The sequence below is a fragment of the Pseudomonas sp. H3_A02 genome (assembly GCF_054671965.1).
On sequence record NZ_CP162807.1, the window covers coordinates 1,425,833 to 1,444,344 of the forward strand.

Here is an 18,512-nt window from a genome sequence, read left to right on the forward strand (position 1 = left end):
CCCGAGGGCAGCAAAGGCGCAGGATTGTAGCGCAGTGGGACGCAAGCGCCCAAACAGCTCCGGCAACAAAGCGCTGCAGCCCGTCGGCCGGGGTTTTGAGCGCGCTCACCTGCCGCGTCAGTTTTTTTAAACTGCCCTCTGGCGGCCCACGGCTCTATAATGTCCGGCAGTTTTCCGTCCTCTGTACAGGTGTTCCCTATGAAACGTCCAAGTGGTCGCGCTGCCGATCAGCTTCGCTCGATCCGCATTACCCGCAACTACACCAAACACGCCGAGGGATCTGTACTGGTCGAATTCGGTGATACCAAGGTCATCTGCACTGTTAGTGTCGAAAACGGCGTGCCACGGTTTCTCAAGGGCCAGGGCCAGGGCTGGTTGACCGCCGAATACGGCATGCTGCCGCGCGCCACCGGTGAGCGGAACCAGCGTGAGGCCAGCCGCGGCAAGCAGGGCGGTCGTACCCTGGAAATCCAGCGCTTGATCGGCCGTTCGCTGCGCGCCGCGCTGGACATGTCCAAGCTAGGCGACGTGACGCTGTATGTGGACTGCGACGTGATCCAGGCCGACGGCGGCACACGTACGGCCTCCATCACCGGGGCCATGGTTGCGCTGGTCGATGCCTTGAAAGTGATCAAGAAGCGCGGCGGCCTCAAGGGCGGCGACCCGCTCAAGCAGATGATCGCCGCCGTGTCCGTGGGCATGTATCAGGGCGAGCCGGTGCTGGACCTGGATTACTTGGAGGACTCCGCCGCCGAGACCGATCTGAACGTGGTCATGACCAGTGCTGGCGGTTTCATCGAAGTCCAGGGCACCGCCGAAGGCGCGCCGTTCCAGCCGGAAGATTTGAACGCTATGCTGGAATTGGCGAAGAAAGGCATGAACGAGATTTTCGAACTGCAAAAAGCCGCATTGGCTGACTGATTGTTTCGCGCTTCAGACAAGGAGAGTGTCATGAGTGATGAGCAAGTCCTACTGCCCCAGCCGAGCAAAGAGGCGCGTCAATGGGCAATGTTTTGTCACCTGTCCGCCTTGTTGGGGATCTGGATTCCGTTTGGCACGCTGATCGGGCCGTTGGTGCTCTGGCAGCTCAAGCGTGAATCCGACCCGTTCATCGATGCCCAGGGCAAGGAAGCGCTGAACTTCCAGATCACTGTGGCGATTGCCTCGGCGATCTGCCTGCTGTTGATGATCGTGGTGATTGGCTTCTTCCTGTTCGGCCTGGTGGCCATCGGTGCGCTGGTGCTGACCATCATTGGCGGCGTGAAGGCCAATGAAGGGCTGCCGTATCGGTATCCGTTTACCTGGCGGTTGGTCAAATAACGATCAGTAAACGCCTGTCCCTGTGGGAGCGAGCTTGCTCGCGATTGCGATTTTTCATTCAACATCGATGTTGGTTGATCCGCCGCCATCGCGAGCAAGCTCGCTCCCACAGTAGAAATGGGTGTCCACAAAAAAACCGACACGGCTGTCGGTTTTTTTGTGGCTGCGAAACGACACTCAGATCGTCAGCGTCCAGTCGTAATCCACGATCAGCGGCGCATGCTGTGAGAACCGTGGCTGGCGCGGCAGGCGGGCGCTGCGTACGAAGCGGCGCAGCCCGGGCGTCAGCAACTGGTAGTCGAAACGCCAACCGAGGTTGAGCATTTCGGCCTGCTCGTTGTCCGGCCACCAGCTGTATTGGTCGCCTTCGCGGCTGACTTCACGCAGGGCATCGACATAACCCATGTTGCCAATGATCTCGTCCATCCAGGCCCGTTCCGGCGCCAGGAAACCAGGAGATTGTTGGCTGTCGCGCCAGTTCTTGATATCCAGCTTCTGTTGCGCCACGTACAGCGAGCCACAATAGATGTACTCGCGACGTTTGCGCCGCTGTTTATCCAGGTAACGGGCGAAGTCGTCCATCAACTTGAATTTCTGATTCAAATCTTCATCGCCGTTCTGCCCCGAAGGGAGCAGTAAGGTCGCGATGCTGACCTTGTCGAAATCGGCTTGCAGGTAGCGCCCGTAGCGGTCCGCCGTCTCGAAACCGAGACCGTTGATGACAGCCTTCGGTTGCAGCCGCGAGTACAAAGCCACGCCACCCTGGGCGGGGACTTCGGCATCGCAGGCATAAAGGAAGTAACCATCCAGTTGGAAGGCTGCATCGTCCAGTTCAAAGGCGGAGGCGCGGGTGTCCTGCAGGCAGATGACGTCGGCATTCTGTGCTTGCAGCCAACTGAGCAAACCACGCTCGACTGCAGCCTGAATACCATTGACGTTCACACTGATGATCCGCATAAATGGCCCCAAAAATCACGTGCGTGTATGATACACGGCGTGTACCTATTTAGCTAAATCCGCGGTATTTGAGGCTTTTTTCATGCAGGCGTATCAGCGCGATTTCATTCGCTTTGCCATCGATCGCGGCGTTTTGCGCTTCGGTGAATTCACCCTCAAGTCCGGGCGCACCAGCCCGTACTTCTTCAATGCCGGCCTGTTCAACAGCGGTACTGCCCTGGCGCAGTTGGGGCGTTTCTACGCGGCAGCCATCGTCGAGAGCGGCATCCCGTTCGACGTGCTGTTCGGCCCGGCCTACAAAGGCATCCCCCTGGCCGCCACCACCGCCGTCGCCCTGGCCGAACACCACGGCCGCGACCTGCCCTGGTGTTTCAACCGCAAGGAAGCCAAGGCCCACGGCGAAGGCGGCAGCCTGGTCGGCGCGCCGCTGACCGGCGAAGTATTGATCATCGACGACGTCATCACCGCTGGCACTGCCATTCGCGAAGTGATGCAGATCATCGGTTCCCAGGAAGGCGCCAAGGCGGCCGGCGTGCTGATCGCCCTGAACCGCCAGGAGCGCGGCAACGGTGAACTGTCGGCGATCCAGGAAGTGGAGCGTGACTTCGGCATTCCGGTGATCAGCATTGTGTCGCTGAACCAGGTGCTGGAGTTTTTGGCCGACGATCCGCAGCTCAAGCAGCATTTGCCGGCGGTTGAGGCTTATCGGGCGCAGTTCGGCGTTTGAAAAAAAGGCCCCGGGAACAGGGCCTTTGATTTCCAGTGAGTTTTCACTCCCGCAAATGGAGGGCGCGTAGTAGGGCATCCAGCTGCCCGAAAGCATCTTGCTGCCATTGATCCGGAGTTCGATCCTCAAGGATCTGGCTGTCTTCGACGAAACGCCTTACGGACGTCGGGCCATAACCGTCGGCACTATCAAATTTCTGGCAGATATACAGGAAGCCTTGCTCACCGCTTCCGGTCTCAAGGACAGGGCGGCACTCTTGGGCGAGCGTCGCTATGCCGCCTGGATAATTGCGAACGCAATAGTAGATGTCGTAGGCGTCTTTCTGCTTGTGTCGTCCATTGAGGGCATAGCCTTTCATCGCAAGCAGTGCCGGGATAGAACACACGGCAACCTCGACTCGATTTGTACCGCCGGTTGGCATAGGTCCTTCAATTGCGACCATCTGATAAAACCGCATCGCCAAGTCCGCGCCATCGGCACGTTGAACCGCAAAGTCGCTCAGAATGGGTGGTTTATTTTGAATGATCGCGGCGTCGCGTGGCATCAAGAAGTCCACGATCACATCTATCGGGGAGCCTCCGTCATCCACGGGAACCTGGCGAACGAGTTGGAAGCTTCGTAGTTCTCCTCTTTGTTCGTACCCATTGCCCATCAAGGCTTCGACCAGAGTTGCGTACTCGCCATCGCCAAGTGCTTCAGCATCAAGACTCAAATCGACATCGAGCGTACCGACATGTCGCATATCGTCATTTGCAAGGAGCAGCCATGGCACTGCGCCGCCGATCACTGCGAATTTACCTTTGAAACTACTCAGAATCTGGCCCATTTCGACGAGTACCGCTTTTACAGCAGTCGTTGTCCTGTCTTCATAATCCAAGGCCGATTGAGGCTCCTGCGGTACTAACGGTGCCATGTCAGTTTTTCCTGGCGTAGATATTCAGCTGCTTCCTTTGCGCGCTCCCCGGCAATGGATAGATCCAAATAGGTTTGAACAGGGCTGGTGCATATTGCTCCGGGCGCCGCCTCGACGACGTCCAAAAGAAGCCCTTTATCCCGGGGGAGGGTGATCACCACGTTTTCACCCTTTGTAACGGGTACCAGATGCATCGCTGTGATTAGTTTTTCCAGGCCTTCACTGTCCGCATAAAAATAATTCGTACTCACTCGAGCGTAGGGGGCGAGCCATTGCGCGGCGGAAAATGAAGAAAAAACCGTACGCCCATTGCCCTGTTCGCCGATCACGGTCCGTGCCGCATTTTCCAGGGCGCTGCCGTGTAAGGTGGTGTAGAACTTTTTGCGCTCCCCGGATGGGGGCTCGTAGGCTTGGACCCATGCATCCAGAAGTGATTGAGGATCGCACAGGGAAAATCCGTCGGGTGTTGCTCGTCCCCACTCTCGATCCAGCAGAGCGGTGCGCACATTGCTGACTTGGCCCAAGCTCACTTTGGCAGCCTCGGAGAGCTCTATCACCCGCCATGCATGATCGGGTTGACGCAACATCGTACGAAGGATCTGTGCTGATTTTGGCTTGAAGAGAGACTTCAAGCCCCTGTGCTCCGAGGGGGGCTTTTCTGCGACTTGATGGTCGATGAATACGCCATCGAACGAAAGCCAGGCGTTGCCCTCCAGGTCCAGATAGCCGACCCTTTTTTCCCGGCATGCCTGTCTGGCAGCGGGCGAAAGATAGGGGGCTATCACGATCGGCGTGATCGTTGTGTTCCACTCATTTACGTAGTCCCGAAGCTGGAGTAAGGCTGCGGTTACAAATCTGGGCTGCCCATTGGCTTTAACCACACAGGCCAGAGAGTGCGATTTCCCCGAGGCGTCTATTTCAACGATGAAGTCGGGAGCCCAGGTTTTGGCTGACGGTGTGGTCTTGAAACTATTTATCTCGATGATGGGTACTTTACTCAGGAGGTCTTGAAGAGCCTCCTTTGAGCTTGTTTCGAGCGCTTTCATTGATAGTCACCTTTTCAACGAATGCTGAAAATAGCCTTATAGGTGAAAATCGTCTACAAATTTCACCAGGAAAGCTATTTTCAACATTCGTTGAAATAAGGATATTGCTGAAACTCAAGGCAATACCTGGGTCCTTCCTGCTCGCAAAAAATCGCGAGCCTTGACGGTTCCAAATGGACTTCGTGGTTTTGAATTCCGCTTTGAAGCCGTCAAGGTCGCGATTTTTGTGTATTCAGGTATCAGGGACGCTTGCGATTGCTGATCAACGTACCCACACCCGTATCGGTGAAGATCTCCAGCAGGATCGCATTCGGCACCCGGCCATCGATGATCAGCGAGCTGCCGACGCCGCCCTGTACCGCTTCCAGCGCGCAACGAATCTTCGGCAGCATGCCGCCGTAGATGGTGCCGTCGGCGATCAGGTCATCGACCTGTTGGGTCGACAGCCCGGTCAGGACCTTGCCGGTCTTGTCCATCAGGCCGGCGATGTTGGTCAGCAACATCAGCTTTTCAGCTTTCAGCGCCTCGGCAACCTTGCCCGCCACCAGGTCGGCGTTGATGTTGTACGACTCACCGTTGGCGCCTACGCCGATGGGCGCGATGACCGGGATGAAGTCGCCCTTGACCAGCAGGTTCAGCAGGTCGGTGTTGATGCCGACCACTTCGCCCACGTGACCGATGTCGATGATTTCCGGCTGGGTCATCTCCGGGGTCTGGCGGGTGACGGTGAGTTTCTTCGCCCGGATCAGCTCGGCGTCCTTGCCCGTCAGGCCAATGGCGCTGCCGCCATGGCGGTTGATCAGGTTGACGATGTCCTTGTTGACCTGGCCGCCGAGGACCATTTCCACCACATCCATGGTCTGTGCATCGGTCACGCGCATGCCGTCGATGAAGTGGCTCTCGATCGACAGGCGCTTGAGCAGGTCGCCGATTTGCGGGCCGCCGCCGTGGACCACCACCGGGTTGATGCCCACGGCCTTCATCAGCACGATGTCGCGGGCGAAGCCGGTTTTCAGCTCCTCGCTTTCCATCGCGTTGCCGCCGTATTTGATCACCAGGGTCTTGCCGACGTAGCGTCGGATATAAGGCAACGCTTCGGACAGGACCTTGGCGGTGTTGGCGGCGGCTTCGCGTTCGAGGGTCATTCAGGGCTCCGGTAGTGCTTCAAAAAATCAAAACGGTAGTTGGAGATCAGGTGCAACACGTTTGAGTTGGGTGTGGAACACGTCCTTGATGCGCTGCAGTTCGGCCTCGTTGTCGGCCTCGAAACGCAGTACCAGCACCGGGGTGGTGTTGGACGCGCGGACCAGGCCCCAGCCTTGTGGGTAGTCGACCCGTACACCGTCGATGGTGGTCAGTTCGGCGCCTTCGCCCCACTGGGCGTCGTGCAGTGCATCAATGATGCTGAATTTGCTCTCTTCGGTCACATGGATATTGATTTCTGGCGTAGAAATATCGTTCGGGAAGGTTGCGAACAGTTCTTCGGCCGTGGATTTTTCCTTGCTGAGGATCTCCAGCAGGCGCGCGGCGCTGTAGATACCGTCGTCGAAACCGAACCAGCGCTCCTTGAAGAAGATGTGGCCGCTCATTTCGCCGGCCAGCAGGGCGCCGCTCTGTTTCATTTTTTTCTTGATCAACGAATGACCGGTTTTCCACATCAGCGGACGACCGCCATATTCCTTGATCAGCGGCACCAGGCGACGGGTGCACTTCACGTCGAAGATGATTTCGGCGTTCGGATTGCGCGCCACCACGTCGCGAGCGAACAGCATCAGCAGACGGTCGGGGAATACCACGCTGCCGGTATTGGTCACCACGCCCACGCGGTCGCCGTCGCCGTCGAAGGCCAGGCCCAGGTCGGCGTTGGTTTCCTTGACCTTGGCGATCAGGTCTTGCAGGTTTTCCAGCTTGCCCGGGTCCGGGTGGTGGTTGGGGAAGTTGCCGTCCACGTCGCAGAACAGCGGGATGACTTCGCAGTTCAGGGCTTCGATCAGTTGCGGGGCGATCACGCCGGCCGCGCCGTTGCCGCAGTCGACCACCACTTTCAGGCGTCGGGCGAGCTTCACGTCCTTGACGATCTCGTCGTTGTAGCGCTCGAGGATGTCGACCTTGGTCACGCTGCCCTGGCCGCTGCTCAGGTCGTTGGTCTTGAGGCGGGTGTGCAGGGCCTGGATCTGCTCGTTGGCGAGGGTATCGCCGGCGATGACGATCTTGAAGCCGTTGTAGTTCGACGGGTTGTGGCTGCCGGTGAGCATCACCCCGGACTTGCCGGCCAGCACGTTGGCGGCGTAGTACAGCGCTGGCGTCGGCACCAGGCCCACGTCGCTGACGTGGCAGCCGCTGTCGGCAACGCCTTTGATCAATTGTTCGACCAGCTCGGGGCCCGACAAGCGGCCGTCACGGCCGACGCACACGTTCGGTTCGCCCTGGGCCAGGCTCTGGGAGCCAATGGCGCGGCCGATCCAGTAGGCGGTTTCGGCGGTGAGGGTTTCCGGTACCACGCCACGGATGTCGTAGGCGCGGAAAATGCTTTCAGGGAAGATCGGGGCGATTGCGGCTGGGGTGTTCATGGGCGGGGCGCTCTATCAGGAAAGTGACTGGACAGGCCGACACAGGGCGTCGGCAGGCTCAAGCTGAAGGGTATGACGGCGTTTTTGACAGAGAGTTCGTGGTGGGAAATTGCCATGAGACAGCGTTACCCCGCCCTCGCTCGCCTAATACATTGATTCCGGATGGGAAACCTAGCAGAAAGCCATTGCGCATTTTTTGCCCTGAAACAGAAGCTTAACAAACGGGCCCGGGCAGGACGCCCGGCCCGGAACCGCGCGGTCAGTGGCTGCCGGAATGCCCGAAACCACCGGCGCCGCGCTGGCTCTCGTCGAATTCCTCGACCAGTTCGAAGTGAGCCTGGACCACCGGCACCAGCACCAACTGCGCGATGCGCTCGCCCACGGCAATGTTGAAGGCCGTTTGGCCGCGGTTCCAGCACGACACCATCAATTCGCCCTGGTAGTCGGAATCGATCAGGCCCACCAGGTTGCCCAGCACGATGCCGTGCTTGTGGCCCAGGCCCGAGCGCGGCAGGATCAGCGCGGCAAGGCCCGGGTCGCCGATGTACACCGACAGGCCGGTAGGAATCAGCAGGGTCTGGCCTGGTTCCAGGATCGTGTCCTGCTTGAGCATCGCCCGCAGGTCGAGGCCGGCGGAGCCCGGTGTGGCGTATTGCGGCAGCGGGAATTCGCTACCGATGCGTGGGTCGAGGATCTTGGCTTGTAGGGCGTGCATGACATTAAACCTGGTTCAGACGTTCGGCGATAAAGGTGATCAGCTGGCGGGCAATCTTGCTCTTGCTGGTCTGGGCGAAAAGCGTGGCGTGCAACTGGCGGTCGATCACGCTGCAGGCGTTTTCTTCGCTGTTGAAGCCGATGCTCGGGTTGGCGACGTCGTTGGCGACGATCAGGTCGAGGTTCTTGTCCTTGAGCTTGCGGGCGGCGTAATCGAGCAGGTGTTCGGTCTCGGCGGCAAAGCCGACACTGAACGGACGGTCGGGGCGGGTGGCGATGCTGGCCAGGATGTCCGGGTTGCGCACCATTTGTAGTAGCAGGCCGTCGCCGCTTGTAGGGTCTTTCTTCAATTTTTGCGGGGCAACGACTTCGGGGCGGTAGTCCGCTACCGCAGCCGAGGCGATGAACAGGTCGCAGGGGATGGCCGCTTCGCAGGCCGCGAGCATGTCCCGGGCACTGACCACATCGATGCGCGTGACCCGGTCCGGGGTCGGCAAGTGCACGGGGCCGGTGATCAGTGTCACCCGGGCGCCGGCTTCCACGGCGGCTTCGGCCAGGGCGAAGCCCATTTTCCCGGAGCTGTGGTTGGTGATGTAGCGCACCGGGTCGATGTTTTCCTGGGTCGGCCCGGCGGTGATCAGCACGTGCTTGCCGGTCAGGGCCTGGCGCTGGAAGCAGTCGGCGGCGCATTGGGCCAGGTCCGTGGCTTCGAGCATGCGCCCCATGCCGACATCGCCGCAGGCCTGGCTGCCGGAGGCCGGGCCGAAGACTTTCAGGGCGCGGCTTTCCAGCAATTGCAGGTTGGCCTGGGTGGCCGGGTCGCGCCACATGGCCTGGTTCATGGCCGGTGCGACAGCGACCACGGCGTCGGTGGCGAGCACCAGGGTGGTCAACAGGTCGTCGGCGATGCCTTGGGCCAGGCGGGCGATCAGGTCAGCCGTGGCCGGGGCGATCAGCACCAGGTCGGCCCACTTGGCCAGTTCGATATGGCCCATGGCGGCTTCGGCCGCCGGGTCGAGCAGGTCCAGGTGGACCGGGTGCCCGGACAGGGCTTGCATGGTCAGTGGGGTAATGAACTCGCTGCCGCCACGGGTCATGACGACCCGTACTTCCGCGCCCTGGTCGATGAGTCGGCGAACCAGCTCGGCGCTCTTGTAGGCGGCAATGCCGCCGCCGACGCCCAGAACGATGCGTTTCCGATACAGCCGCTGCATAGGCCTGCCTTTCGATTTCAGTGGTCAGTGCAAGGCGAACCCCTTGGCAGCAGCTGCCAGGGTGCAAATCGCCTGCAAAAAAAGATGGGCTACGATATCACAGCGACCGCTACGGAACAGCGGCGCCCACAATCAGGGAGATGCCATGAGTATTCGCGATTGGCCCGCGGCCGAGCGGCCGCGGGAGAGGTTATTGGCGCTGGGGGCGGGGAGTCTTTCGGACGCCGAGCTGCTGGCGATTTTTTTACGCACCGGGGTGTCCGGTAAAAGCGCGGTGGATCTGGCGCGACAACTGTTGATTCAATTTGGCAGCCTGCGCGCGCTGCTGGAAGCGGATCAGATCACATTCAGCAATCACATGGGGCTCGGGCCGGCGAAGTTTGCTCAACTGCAGGCGGCTCAGGAAATGAGTCGGCGGCATTTGGCTGAACGGGCGCGGGAAAAGACCATGTTGGAAAGCCCGTACGCGGTGCGGGAATACCTGAAGTCCATGCTGCGCCACGAACCCCACGAGGTGTTCGGTTGCCTGTTTCTCAATTCTAAGCATCAGGTGCTGACCTTCGAGGCGCTGTTCCGCGGTTCTATCGACAGCGCCAGTGTCCATCCCCGGCAGGTGGTCAAGCGGGCCCTGGCCCACAACGCCGCTGCGTTGATCCTGTGCCACAACCACCCCTCCGGCAACACCGAGCCCAGCCAGGCCGACCGGGTGCTCACCGAGCGGCTCCAGGAGGCTCTGGAGCTGATCGACGTGCGGGTGCTCGACCACTTCATCGTTGGCGATGGGGAGCCGCTGTCGATGGCGGAGTATGGGTGGATGTAGGCCCGGTCAGGCTTGAATAATCCCTTGTGGGGGCAAAGCTTGCTCGCGATGACGTCGCCACATGCAACACTTCTGTTGGCTGTAACACCGCTATCGCGAGCAAGCTTTGCTCCCACAGGCTCCCACAGGCTTTCACTGGGGGAGGCTCCGTGGGCCGAGGTTACTTGAGGCTGACCTTGGAGTAGTCCTGCCGCCCAAACGGGCTCACCGCATAACCCTGCACATCCTTGCGGGTCAGCGCGAAGGCGGTGGGGTGGGCCAGGGGCAGCCACAGGGCCTGCTGCTGGATCTGGGCCTGGGCCTGCTCGTAGAGCTTGGCACGCACGCCTTGTTCGCCGGTGGTCTTGCCGGCGCTGATCAGTTTGTCCAGGTCCGGGTTGCAGTAGCGGGCGAAGTTGGTACCGGATTTGACTGCCGCGCAGGAAAACTGCGGCGTGAGGAAGTTGTCCGGGTCGCCGTTGTCACCGGCCCAGCCCATGAACAGCAGGTCATGTTCGCCGGCCTTGGCGCGGCGGATCAGTTCGCCCCATTCGATCACGCGGATTTCGGCCTGGATGCCGATTTCCGCCAGGTCCGATTGCAGCAACTGCGCACCAAGGCTCGGATTGGGGTTGAGCAGGCTGCCGGAGGGACGGGTCCAGATCGTGGTCTTGAAGCCTTCCTTCAAACCGGCCTTGGCCAGCAGGTCACGGGCCTTCGCCGGGTCATGGGCGTAGCCGGGCAGGCTTTTGGCGTAGCTCCAGGTGTTAGGCGGGTAAGGGCCGTTAGCGGCTTCGGCGGTGCCTTCGAAGACGGTCTTGAGGTAGCTGGCCTTGTCGAACGCCAGGTTGATGGCTTGTCGCACCTCAGGCTTGTCCAGTGGCGGGTGCTGGCTGTTGATCGCCACGAACGCGGTCATGAAGGCTTCGGTCTGGGCCACGCTCAGGGTCGCTTCCTGTCGGGCGGCCTGCACGTCCAGTGGCTTGGGCGACAGGGCGATCTGGCATTCGTTGCGGCGCAATTTCTGCAGGCGCACGTTGGCGTCCGGCGTGATGGCGAAGATCAAGGGGTCCACTTGGGGCTTGCCGCCAAAATAATCCGGGTTGGCTTTGTAGCGAATCGAAGCGTCTTTCTGGAATCGGTTGAAAATGAACGGGCCGGTGCCGACCGGCTGGTTGTTGAGTTTCTCCGGCGTGCCGGCCTGCATCAACTGATCGGCGTATTCGGCTGAATAGATGGAGGCAAAGCCCATGCTCAACGTCGCCAGGAAGGTCGAGTCGGCGTGATCGAGGGTGAAGCGCACGGTCAGCGGGTCCAGGGCGTCGATTTTCTTGATCAGCACCGGCAATTGCATGGACTGGGCGTGGGGGAAGCCGCTTTGCGCCACCTTGTGCCACGGGTTCGCCGGGTCGAGCATGCGCTCAAAGCTGAACTTCACGTCCTCGGCGGTCAGGTCGCGGCGCGGCGTGAAGTAATCGGTGTGATGGAACTTGACCCGTGGCCGCAGCTTGAACACGTAGGTCAGGCCATCGGTGGAGACTTCCCAGCGCTCGGCCAGACTGGGGACCACCTTGCCGCTGGCGGTATCGAAATCCACCAGGCGATTCATCAGCACGTCGGCGGAGGCGTTGGTGGTGGTCAGGGAGTTGTACTGGACGACATCGAACCCTTCCGGGCTGGCTTCGGTGCAGACGCTCAGGGCGGCGGCCAAGGCCTGCGGGGTGATCAGCAGAGGGGCGAGCAACAACGGTAGGGCAGCGAGGCGCATGGTCGGTTTCCTGTGCAAGTCGAAGGCCCATCTGCGAGTGCAGTCTGGAAAAGGCCTACCCTAGTGGGCTCGCTGCCAAATGACTATCCCCTTTTTGCATTTTCCGGCACGCTGCGGCGACGGTGTGGATGGCCAGAACCTGCCGCGCGTGAAAAAAACCTGCGTGCAGCGACGAGCGGTCAGGGGCCGTGCCAGCCTCTGCCCCCGCCGTCCGGGGCGGTTAGTCGATGCTTCTCCAGGAAGACAAATCACATCGGCTGTTGTTGCGCTGTGGTCTTTCTGGTATAAAGCAGCGCTCTTTTCTAGGGGCCCGGTTCCTTCACTGTAGGTGTAGCCGGTAAGACCCTTAAAGAAACGCGGCGCCTGGCGCCAAATGACTGAGAGATTAAGCGGCCAACCCATGCCGGGTTGGGCATGTGGTTTTAGAGGGCTGAGGCATGTCGAGAGTCTGTCAAGTTACCGGTAAGGGTCCGGTGACTGGGAATAACATTTCCCACGCAAACAACAAAACCCGTCGTCGTTTCCTGCCGAACCTGCAGCATCACCGCTTCTGGGTTGAAGAAGAGAAACGTTTTGTGCGTCTGCGCGTATCTGCCAAGGGCATGCGTATCATCGACAAGCGTGGCATCAGTGTCGTGCTGGCCGAACTTCGTCGCGATGGCAAGGTTTAAGGGAGCTAATCATGCGTGAATTGATTCGTTTGATCTCGAGCGCCGGTACTGGTCACTTCTACACTACCGACAAGAACAAGCGTACTACCCCGGACAAAATCGAGATCAAGAAATATGATCCGGTTGTTCGCAAGCACGTGATCTACAAGGAAGGCAAAATCAAGTAATTGATTTTTCCGTCTTACAAAAAAGGCCCGTATCGCGAGATACGGGCCTTTTTTGTTGCGTTTGGATCTTGTGGATCAACCGCATTTAATGCCGATGATAATGCCGTCGGCATCGGTTACAAGGTTGATGCGGCGCGGGCGCAGATCGTAGGTTATCGGGTGTTTTGGGCCTGCGGGGCGAACCGGGGCTCCGTTGGCCAGGGCGCGAACTTCTTCACGCAGCTCAGGGGTGTATTTTTGGCCAATGGTGTACTGGGCGATAGCGATATCGCACTGATCGTTTGGCGTCGGCACGACAACGGTGTCGTTTTGATTAGGCATTTCTAGCTTCCTTGCTGATAGTTAAAAAGTTAAGGCACTCACCGGTTGGGTGGGGCGCGCATCCTGCGCGTCCCGCTGTGAGGATAAATTGCGCGGTGCCTATGGCAGGTTTTAATCGTCACCGCGGTTATTGACCAATGATTAAGTGTCACGGTCTTTTACGGTGTGGTTCAGGCCTGCTCGAACACCACATAGATCTTGCGGCACGGCTCCAGCACTTCCCAGGTGCCCTTGAACCCGGCCGGGATCACGAAGCGGTCGCCGGCCCGCAGGGTCTTGGCGTTGCCATCGTTGTCCCGCAGCACGGAAACGCCCTGGACGATCTCGCAGTATTCATGCTCGGTGTAATTGACCATCCATTGGCCGACGGCGCCTTCCCATACGCCAGCGTTCATCTGGCCGCAGGGGCTGCTGTAGTGGTTGAACACGGTTTGCTCGGGATCGCCCTTGAACACCTTGGCCGGATCCGGGCGATAACGTTCGGCGGTGGTATTGGCCTGGCTGAAGTCGACGATGTCCTGAATGCTCATGCGGGTGATCCCCAGTGATCGTGTGGAAGGCCTCGAGTCTATGTTTATTAAAACGAACATCGCAAGGCCGTTTGCCACTGTTGTGTCAAATATATTGAAACATGACCAGCCGCTGGTTTAGGGTGGCGGGTGCCCTAAGCCGAAAACGGCGCCGAAAACAGCTGGCCGGGCAGAATTCTTTTGAGCGCTGCGCATTGCGCGGCGTTCGTACTCAATAAGAGGAGGACACACGCATGACCACCCTGACTCGTACCGATTGGGAACAACGCGCCCGCGACCTGAAGATCGAAGGCCGCGCCTTCATCAACGGTGAGTACACCGATGCGGTGTCCGGCGAAACCTTCGATTGCCTCAGCCCGGTCGATGGCCGTGTGCTGGGCAAGATCGCCAGCTGCGACGTGGCCGACGCCCAGCGTGCTGTCGAAAATGCCCGCGCCACCTTCAACTCTGGTGTCTGGTCGCGCCTGGCGCCGAGCAAGCGCAAAGCGACCATGATTCGTTTTGCCGGCCTGCTCAAGCAGAACGCCGAAGAGCTGGCACTGCTCGAAACCTTGGACATGGGCAAGCCGATCAGCGACTCCTTGAACATCGATGTTCCCGGTGCAGCTCAAGCGTTGAGCTGGAGCGGTGAAGCCATCGACAAGCTCTACGATGAAGTGGCGGCTACCCCCCACGATCAGTTGGGCCTGGTGACCCGCGAGCCGGTGGGCGTCGTGGGCGCTATCGTGCCGTGGAACTTCCCCTTGATGATGGCCTGCTGGAAGCTCGGCCCGGCGCTGTCCACCGGTAACTCGGTGGTGCTCAAGCCCTCGGAAAAATCCCCGCTGACCGCCATCCGCATTGCCGCACTGGCGATTGAGGCCGGCATTCCGAAAGGTGTGCTGAACGTGCTGCCGGGCTACGGTCATACCGTCGGCAAGGCCCTGGCCCTGCACATGGACGTCGATACCCTGGTGTTCACCGGTTCCACCAAAATCGCCAAGCAACTGATGATTTACTCCGGCGAATCGAACATGAAGCGCATCTGGCTGGAAGCCGGCGGCAAGAGCCCGAACATCGTGTTCGCCGATGCCCCGGACCTGCAAGCCGCGGCCGAATCCGCCGCCAGCGCCATCGCCTTCAACCAGGGCGAAGTCTGCACCGCCGGCTCGCGGCTGTTGGTGGAGCGCTCCATCAAGGACACGTTCCTGCCGCTGGTGATCGAAGCCCTCAAGGGCTGGAAACCGGGTAATCCCCTGGACCCGGCCACCAACGTCGGCGCGCTGGTGGATACCCAGCAGATGAACACCGTGCTGTCCTACATTGAGGCCGGTCACAGCGACGGCGCCAAACTGGTGGCCGGTGGCAAGCGCATCCTTGAAGAAACCGGCGGCACGTATGTCGAGCCGACGATTTTCGACGGTGTGAGCAACGCCATGAAAATCGCTCAGGAAGAGATTTTTGGCCCGGTGTTGTCGGTCATCGCTTTCGACACCGCCGAGCAGGCCATCGAAATCGCCAACGACACGCCGTATGGTCTGGCCGCAGCGGTGTGGACCAAGGACATTTCCAAGGCTCACCTGACCGCCAAGGCCCTGCGTGCCGGCAGCGTATGGGTCAACCAATACGACGGCGGCGACATGACCGCGCCATTCGGTGGCTTCAAGCAGTCGGGCAACGGTCGCGACAAGTCGCTGCATGCGTTCGACAAATACACCGAGCTGAAGTCGACCTGGATCAAGCTGTAACCGCGCCAAACCTGTGGGAGCGGGCTTGCTCGCGAAAGCGGAGTTTCAATCAACTTAGTTGTTGAATGCGAAACCGTCTTCGCGAGCAAGCCCGCTCCCACATTTGCTTTGCGCAGGGCTTGAAATGTAACCCTCCACAGGAGCGTGGAAATGCGTTGGGCAACCTATTTCGCCGTGCTGGCGTCCGTCCTGAGTGTCGGCCTGGCCCTGGGCGTAAGCATGCCGTTAGTGTCGTTGCGCCTGGAGGGCTGGGGTTACGGTGCGTTCGCCATTGGTGTGATGGCGGCCATGCCGGCCGTGGGGGTGTTGCTCGGGGCCAAGGTGTCGAGCCGGCTGGCGGCGCGGTTCGGCACGGCGGCCTTGATGCGCCTGTGCCTGTGGGGCGGGGCGGTGTCCATCGGGTTGCTGGCACTGCTGCCCAGCTATCCGGTCTGGTTGCTGCTGCGCCTGATGATTGGCGTGGTCCTGACCCTGGTGTTCATTCTGGGTGAGAGCTGGATCAACCAACTGGTCGTTGAAAAATGGCGTGGACGGTTGGTGGCGCTGTACGGCAGCAGCTACGCCCTGAGCCAGTTGTCCGGCCCGTTGCTGCTGGGCGCGCTGGGGACCGATCATGACTACGGGTTCTGGGTGGGCGTCGGCCTGCTGTTGGCCGCACCCTTGCTGTTGCTGGGCCGCAGCGGTGCGCCGAGCAGCGAGGCCGGCAGCGTCACGTTCGGCGATTTGTGGACGTTTTGCCGTGGCTTGCCGGCGATTGCCTGGGCGGTCTCGTTATTCGCTGCGTTCGAGGCGATGATCCTCACGTTGTTGCCGGTGTATTGCCTGCGCCAGGGCTTTACGGCCGACATTGCGCTGGCGATGGTCAGCACCGTAGTGGTCGGTGATGCCTTGCTGCAGTTGCCCATTGGCGCCCTGGCCGATCGCGTGTCTCGCCGGGCCCTGCTGACGGGGTGTGCGGTGGCGCTGATGTTATCGAGCCTGGCGGTTCCGCTGCTGATCGATACCCTGTTGATCTGGCCGCTGTGGGTGCTGTTCGGCGCCAGCGCGGGCGGTTTGTTCACGTTGTCGCTGATCCTGATCGGCGAGCGTTACCGCGACGATGCGCTGGTGCGGGCCAACGCCCATGTCGCGCAGTTGTGGGGCCTCGGTTGTCTGATCGGTCCACTGGTGGCGGGGGCGGGCAGCCAATGGGTCAGCGGACATGCACTGCCTTTGTTCATGGCGGCCGGGGCGTTCGGGCTGGTGATCCTGTTGTTGCGTCAAGGGGCGTTTGGGGCCACCCAACCCGCCTGAATATCCCGGAACCCCTGTGGCGAGGGGATTTATCCCCGCAGGACTGCGCAGCAGTCCCAAAAATCTGAATCCAGCCAGTCGGATCGGTGCAGATCACCCTTTTTTAGGGTCGCTTCGCGCGCCAGCGGGGATAAATCCCCTCGCCACAGAGGTTTGTGCAGACCTACAACATCCGCTCCAACCCGATCGTCGTGCTGAACCAGGCATTGAACCGGCGCCACCAGCTGCCCGGCTCGCGGGCCAGGTCGTGGATCTTGCCGTTGTCTTCTGTGGTCCATACCAGCGTTCCATCTTCCAGCCTGGCCTGATAACTCAGGGCCGGCGCCATGCCTTGCAGGGCCAGTTCACGCACTTGGCCGGCGAGTTCAGGGCTGTCCACCAGCACCCCGACTTCGGTGTTCCACAGCACTGAGCGCGGGTCGAAATTGAACGAGCCAATGAAGGATTTCTGCTGATCGAAGATGATCGCCTTGCTGTGCAGGCTGGAGTCCGATTCGCCGTAGGATTTGCTGTAGAACAGGTGCGGGCTGCTGCCGGAATCGCCCGGTTGTCGGCGCAACTCGAACAGGCGCACGCCATGCTGCAGCAGGGCCTTGCGGTACGGCGCATAGCCGCCGTGCACGGCGGGCACGTCGGTGGCCTCCAGGGAGTTGGTCAGCAGGCTCACCGACACGCCGGCATCGGCGCGACTGGTCAGGTACACCAAGCCTGGCTGGCCGGGGACGAAGTAGGCGGAAATCATGATCAGTTCTTTGCGCACGCCCGTCAGCTCGGGGGCCAGTTGGGTGGTCAGCAACAGCTGCGGGTCCGGTTCGTCCTTGGCCAGCACCTTGCTGGGCGCGTCCCATAGCGCCTTGTTCCAAGCCCAGATCAACTGGTCGCGCCAAGTGTCCAGGCGCGGTTGGGTCTTGTAGGCGGTCAGCTGCTGGTAGAGCGCGTGGTTTTCCTTGTGGGTTTGTTCCAGGGACTCTTGCAGGCGCAGGCGGCTGTTGGCCAGGTCCTTGGGCGTGGGGCGATGGGACAGGAACTGTTCGATGGGTTTGCTCAGGGCGCTGTTCCAGTACTGGTCGAAGCTGTGGCCCAATTGTTCGGCCACCGGCCCGACGCTGAGCAGGTCGATGTCGGTGAAGTTCAGGTTGGGTTCGGCGTCGAAATACTCATCGCCCAGGTTGCGACCGCCGACGATGGCCATGCTGTTGTCCGCCAGCCACAGCTTGTTGTGCATCCGCCGGTGCTGCAACGACAGGTTGAACAGGCGTCCGAGGCTGCGAGTCACGCCGGTGGCGCGTCCCAAGTGCAGTGGGTTGAACAGGCGGATCTGGATTTGCGGATGGGCGGCGAGGGTGGCGATGATCTGATCCTGGCCGTCGCTGGTGGTGTCGTCCAGCAGGATCCGAACGCGCACCCCCCGGTCGGCGGCCTTGAGCAGTTCATCCACCAGCATCCGCGTGCTGATGCCGTCATGGACGATGTAGTACTGCAAATCCAGGCTGCCTTGGGCGTGGCGAATCAGCTCGGCCCGAGCGGTGAAGGCCTCGGTGCTGTCCGACAGCAGCCGAAAGCCCGAGCGCCCTTCATGGGAAGCGGCCTGGGCCTGGACCGAGCGGCCGAACGAGGACTCGGTGGCCGGCAGGGCCTGGGAGGGCTCACGGGTGATATCAAGACCGGCGCAGCCGCTCAGCAGTGAGGCGACTAACAGTAGCGCAGGCAGGATCGGTCTGGATCTCACGTAGGATCGTTCCGCTTGTTCACATTGATCGGCTGTTGGGTGCTGC

General features: G+C 60.6%; 18 protein-coding genes and 1 pseudogene. 8 read left to right on the forward strand and 11 right to left on the reverse strand.

Translation table 11 applies throughout. From position 1 onward, the window contains the following. Nucleotides 1–198: 198 nt before the first annotated feature. Nucleotides 199–921: a ribonuclease PH gene (gene rph, locus AB4N80_RS06005; RefSeq protein WP_060740056.1), complete on the forward strand. Its 723-nt coding sequence runs from the start codon at nucleotides 199–201 to the stop codon at nucleotides 919–921. 30 nt (nucleotides 922–951) lie between these two features. Beyond that, on the forward strand, nucleotides 952–1,320 hold the full coding sequence (locus tag AB4N80_RS06010) for a DUF4870 domain-containing protein (protein ID WP_122567565.1): 369 nt from the start codon (nucleotides 952–954) through the stop codon (nucleotides 1,318–1,320). A 177-nt stretch (nucleotides 1,321–1,497) separates the two neighbouring features. Here the strand turns inward: AB4N80_RS06010 and AB4N80_RS06015 are convergent, their stop codons facing one another. Further along, nucleotides 1,498–2,277 (reverse strand): exodeoxyribonuclease III, encoded by a 780-nt coding sequence (locus AB4N80_RS06015; protein ID WP_013694557.1) that lies wholly within the window; start codon nucleotides 2,275–2,277, stop codon nucleotides 1,498–1,500. A gap of 82 nt (nucleotides 2,278–2,359) precedes the next feature. Here AB4N80_RS06015 and pyrE point away from each other — a divergent pair, with 82 nt between their 5' ends. Next, entirely contained in the window at nucleotides 2,360–3,004 is a 645-nt protein-coding gene (gene pyrE / locus AB4N80_RS06020; protein WP_122567564.1) for an orotate phosphoribosyltransferase, read from the forward strand. A 43-nt stretch (nucleotides 3,005–3,047) separates the two neighbouring features. Here pyrE and AB4N80_RS06025 read toward each other — a convergent pair whose 3' ends face one another. The 6 genes and pseudogenes from AB4N80_RS06025 to coaBC form a co-directional block, all read right to left on the reverse strand. Continuing rightward, the gene (locus AB4N80_RS06025) at nucleotides 3,048–3,917 is read right to left on the reverse strand and encodes a hypothetical protein (protein WP_460081140.1); all 870 of its coding nucleotides are present in this window, start codon (nucleotides 3,915–3,917) and stop codon (nucleotides 3,048–3,050) included. Continuing rightward, the gene (locus AB4N80_RS06030) at nucleotides 3,905–4,963 is read right to left on the reverse strand and encodes a type IV toxin-antitoxin system AbiEi family antitoxin (protein WP_122567562.1); all 1,059 of its coding nucleotides are present in this window, start codon (nucleotides 4,961–4,963) and stop codon (nucleotides 3,905–3,907) included. Before AB4N80_RS06030 ends, AB4N80_RS06025 begins: the two co-directional genes overlap by 13 nt. A 239-nt stretch (nucleotides 4,964–5,202) precedes the next feature. Then, complete coding sequence (gene argB, locus AB4N80_RS06035) at nucleotides 5,203–6,108, reverse strand: acetylglutamate kinase (protein WP_025216133.1); 906 nt, start codon at nucleotides 6,106–6,108, stop codon at nucleotides 5,203–5,205. A gap of 27 nt (nucleotides 6,109–6,135) precedes the next feature. Next, a pseudogene (locus tag AB4N80_RS06040) lies at nucleotides 6,136–7,539 on the reverse strand (phosphomannomutase/phosphoglucomutase); the annotation flags it as partial. 253 nt (nucleotides 7,540–7,792) lie between these two features. Further along, the gene (dut, locus tag AB4N80_RS06045) at nucleotides 7,793–8,248 is read right to left on the reverse strand and encodes a dUTP diphosphatase (protein ID WP_053126549.1); all 456 of its coding nucleotides are present in this window, start codon (nucleotides 8,246–8,248) and stop codon (nucleotides 7,793–7,795) included. Between the two features lie 4 nt (nucleotides 8,249–8,252). After that, on the reverse strand, nucleotides 8,253–9,461 hold the full coding sequence (coaBC, locus tag AB4N80_RS06050) for a bifunctional phosphopantothenoylcysteine decarboxylase/phosphopantothenate--cysteine ligase CoaBC (RefSeq protein WP_003206865.1): 1,209 nt from the start codon (nucleotides 9,459–9,461) through the stop codon (nucleotides 8,253–8,255). A gap of 145 nt (nucleotides 9,462–9,606) precedes the next feature. Here coaBC and radC point away from each other — a divergent pair, with 145 nt between their 5' ends. Further along, nucleotides 9,607–10,281 (forward strand): RadC family protein, encoded by a 675-nt coding sequence (radC, locus tag AB4N80_RS06055; protein ID WP_460081149.1) that lies wholly within the window; start codon nucleotides 9,607–9,609, stop codon nucleotides 10,279–10,281. A 160-nt stretch (nucleotides 10,282–10,441) separates the two neighbouring features. Here the strand turns inward: radC and AB4N80_RS06060 are convergent, their stop codons facing one another. Beyond that, complete coding sequence (locus AB4N80_RS06060) at nucleotides 10,442–12,028, reverse strand: ABC transporter substrate-binding protein (RefSeq protein ID WP_460081151.1); 1,587 nt, start codon at nucleotides 12,026–12,028, stop codon at nucleotides 10,442–10,444. Between the two features lie 437 nt (nucleotides 12,029–12,465). Between AB4N80_RS06060 and rpmB the strand changes: the two genes are divergently transcribed. After that, nucleotides 12,466–12,699, forward strand: coding sequence for a 50S ribosomal protein L28 (gene rpmB, locus AB4N80_RS06065; RefSeq protein ID WP_003177273.1), 234 nt, complete (start codon nucleotides 12,466–12,468; stop codon nucleotides 12,697–12,699). 11 nt (nucleotides 12,700–12,710) lie between these two features. Then, a complete protein-coding gene (rpmG, locus tag AB4N80_RS06070; protein WP_003177274.1) occupies nucleotides 12,711–12,866 on the forward strand; it encodes a 50S ribosomal protein L33 in 156 nt (51 codons plus the stop codon). Between the two features lie 75 nt (nucleotides 12,867–12,941). Here rpmG and AB4N80_RS06075 read toward each other — a convergent pair whose 3' ends face one another. Then, nucleotides 12,942–13,187: an I78 family peptidase inhibitor gene (locus AB4N80_RS06075; RefSeq protein ID WP_240998492.1), complete on the reverse strand. Its 246-nt coding sequence runs from the start codon at nucleotides 13,185–13,187 to the stop codon at nucleotides 12,942–12,944. A gap of 170 nt (nucleotides 13,188–13,357) precedes the next feature. Further along, nucleotides 13,358–13,717: a cupin domain-containing protein gene (locus AB4N80_RS06080; RefSeq protein ID WP_122567558.1), complete on the reverse strand. Its 360-nt coding sequence runs from the start codon at nucleotides 13,715–13,717 to the stop codon at nucleotides 13,358–13,360. A gap of 233 nt (nucleotides 13,718–13,950) precedes the next feature. Between AB4N80_RS06080 and AB4N80_RS06085 the strand changes: the two genes are divergently transcribed. Continuing rightward, entirely contained in the window at nucleotides 13,951–15,444 is a 1,494-nt protein-coding gene (locus AB4N80_RS06085) for an aldehyde dehydrogenase (protein WP_122567557.1), read from the forward strand. 150 nt (nucleotides 15,445–15,594) lie between these two features. Next, nucleotides 15,595–16,737: an MFS transporter gene (locus AB4N80_RS06090; protein WP_460081154.1), complete on the forward strand. Its 1,143-nt coding sequence runs from the start codon at nucleotides 15,595–15,597 to the stop codon at nucleotides 16,735–16,737. 163 nt (nucleotides 16,738–16,900) lie between these two features. Here the strand turns inward: AB4N80_RS06090 and AB4N80_RS06095 are convergent, their stop codons facing one another. Next, nucleotides 16,901–18,466: a phospholipase D family protein gene (locus AB4N80_RS06095; protein WP_305468826.1), complete on the reverse strand. Its 1,566-nt coding sequence runs from the start codon at nucleotides 18,464–18,466 to the stop codon at nucleotides 16,901–16,903. Nucleotides 18,467–18,512: the final 46 nt, after the last annotated feature.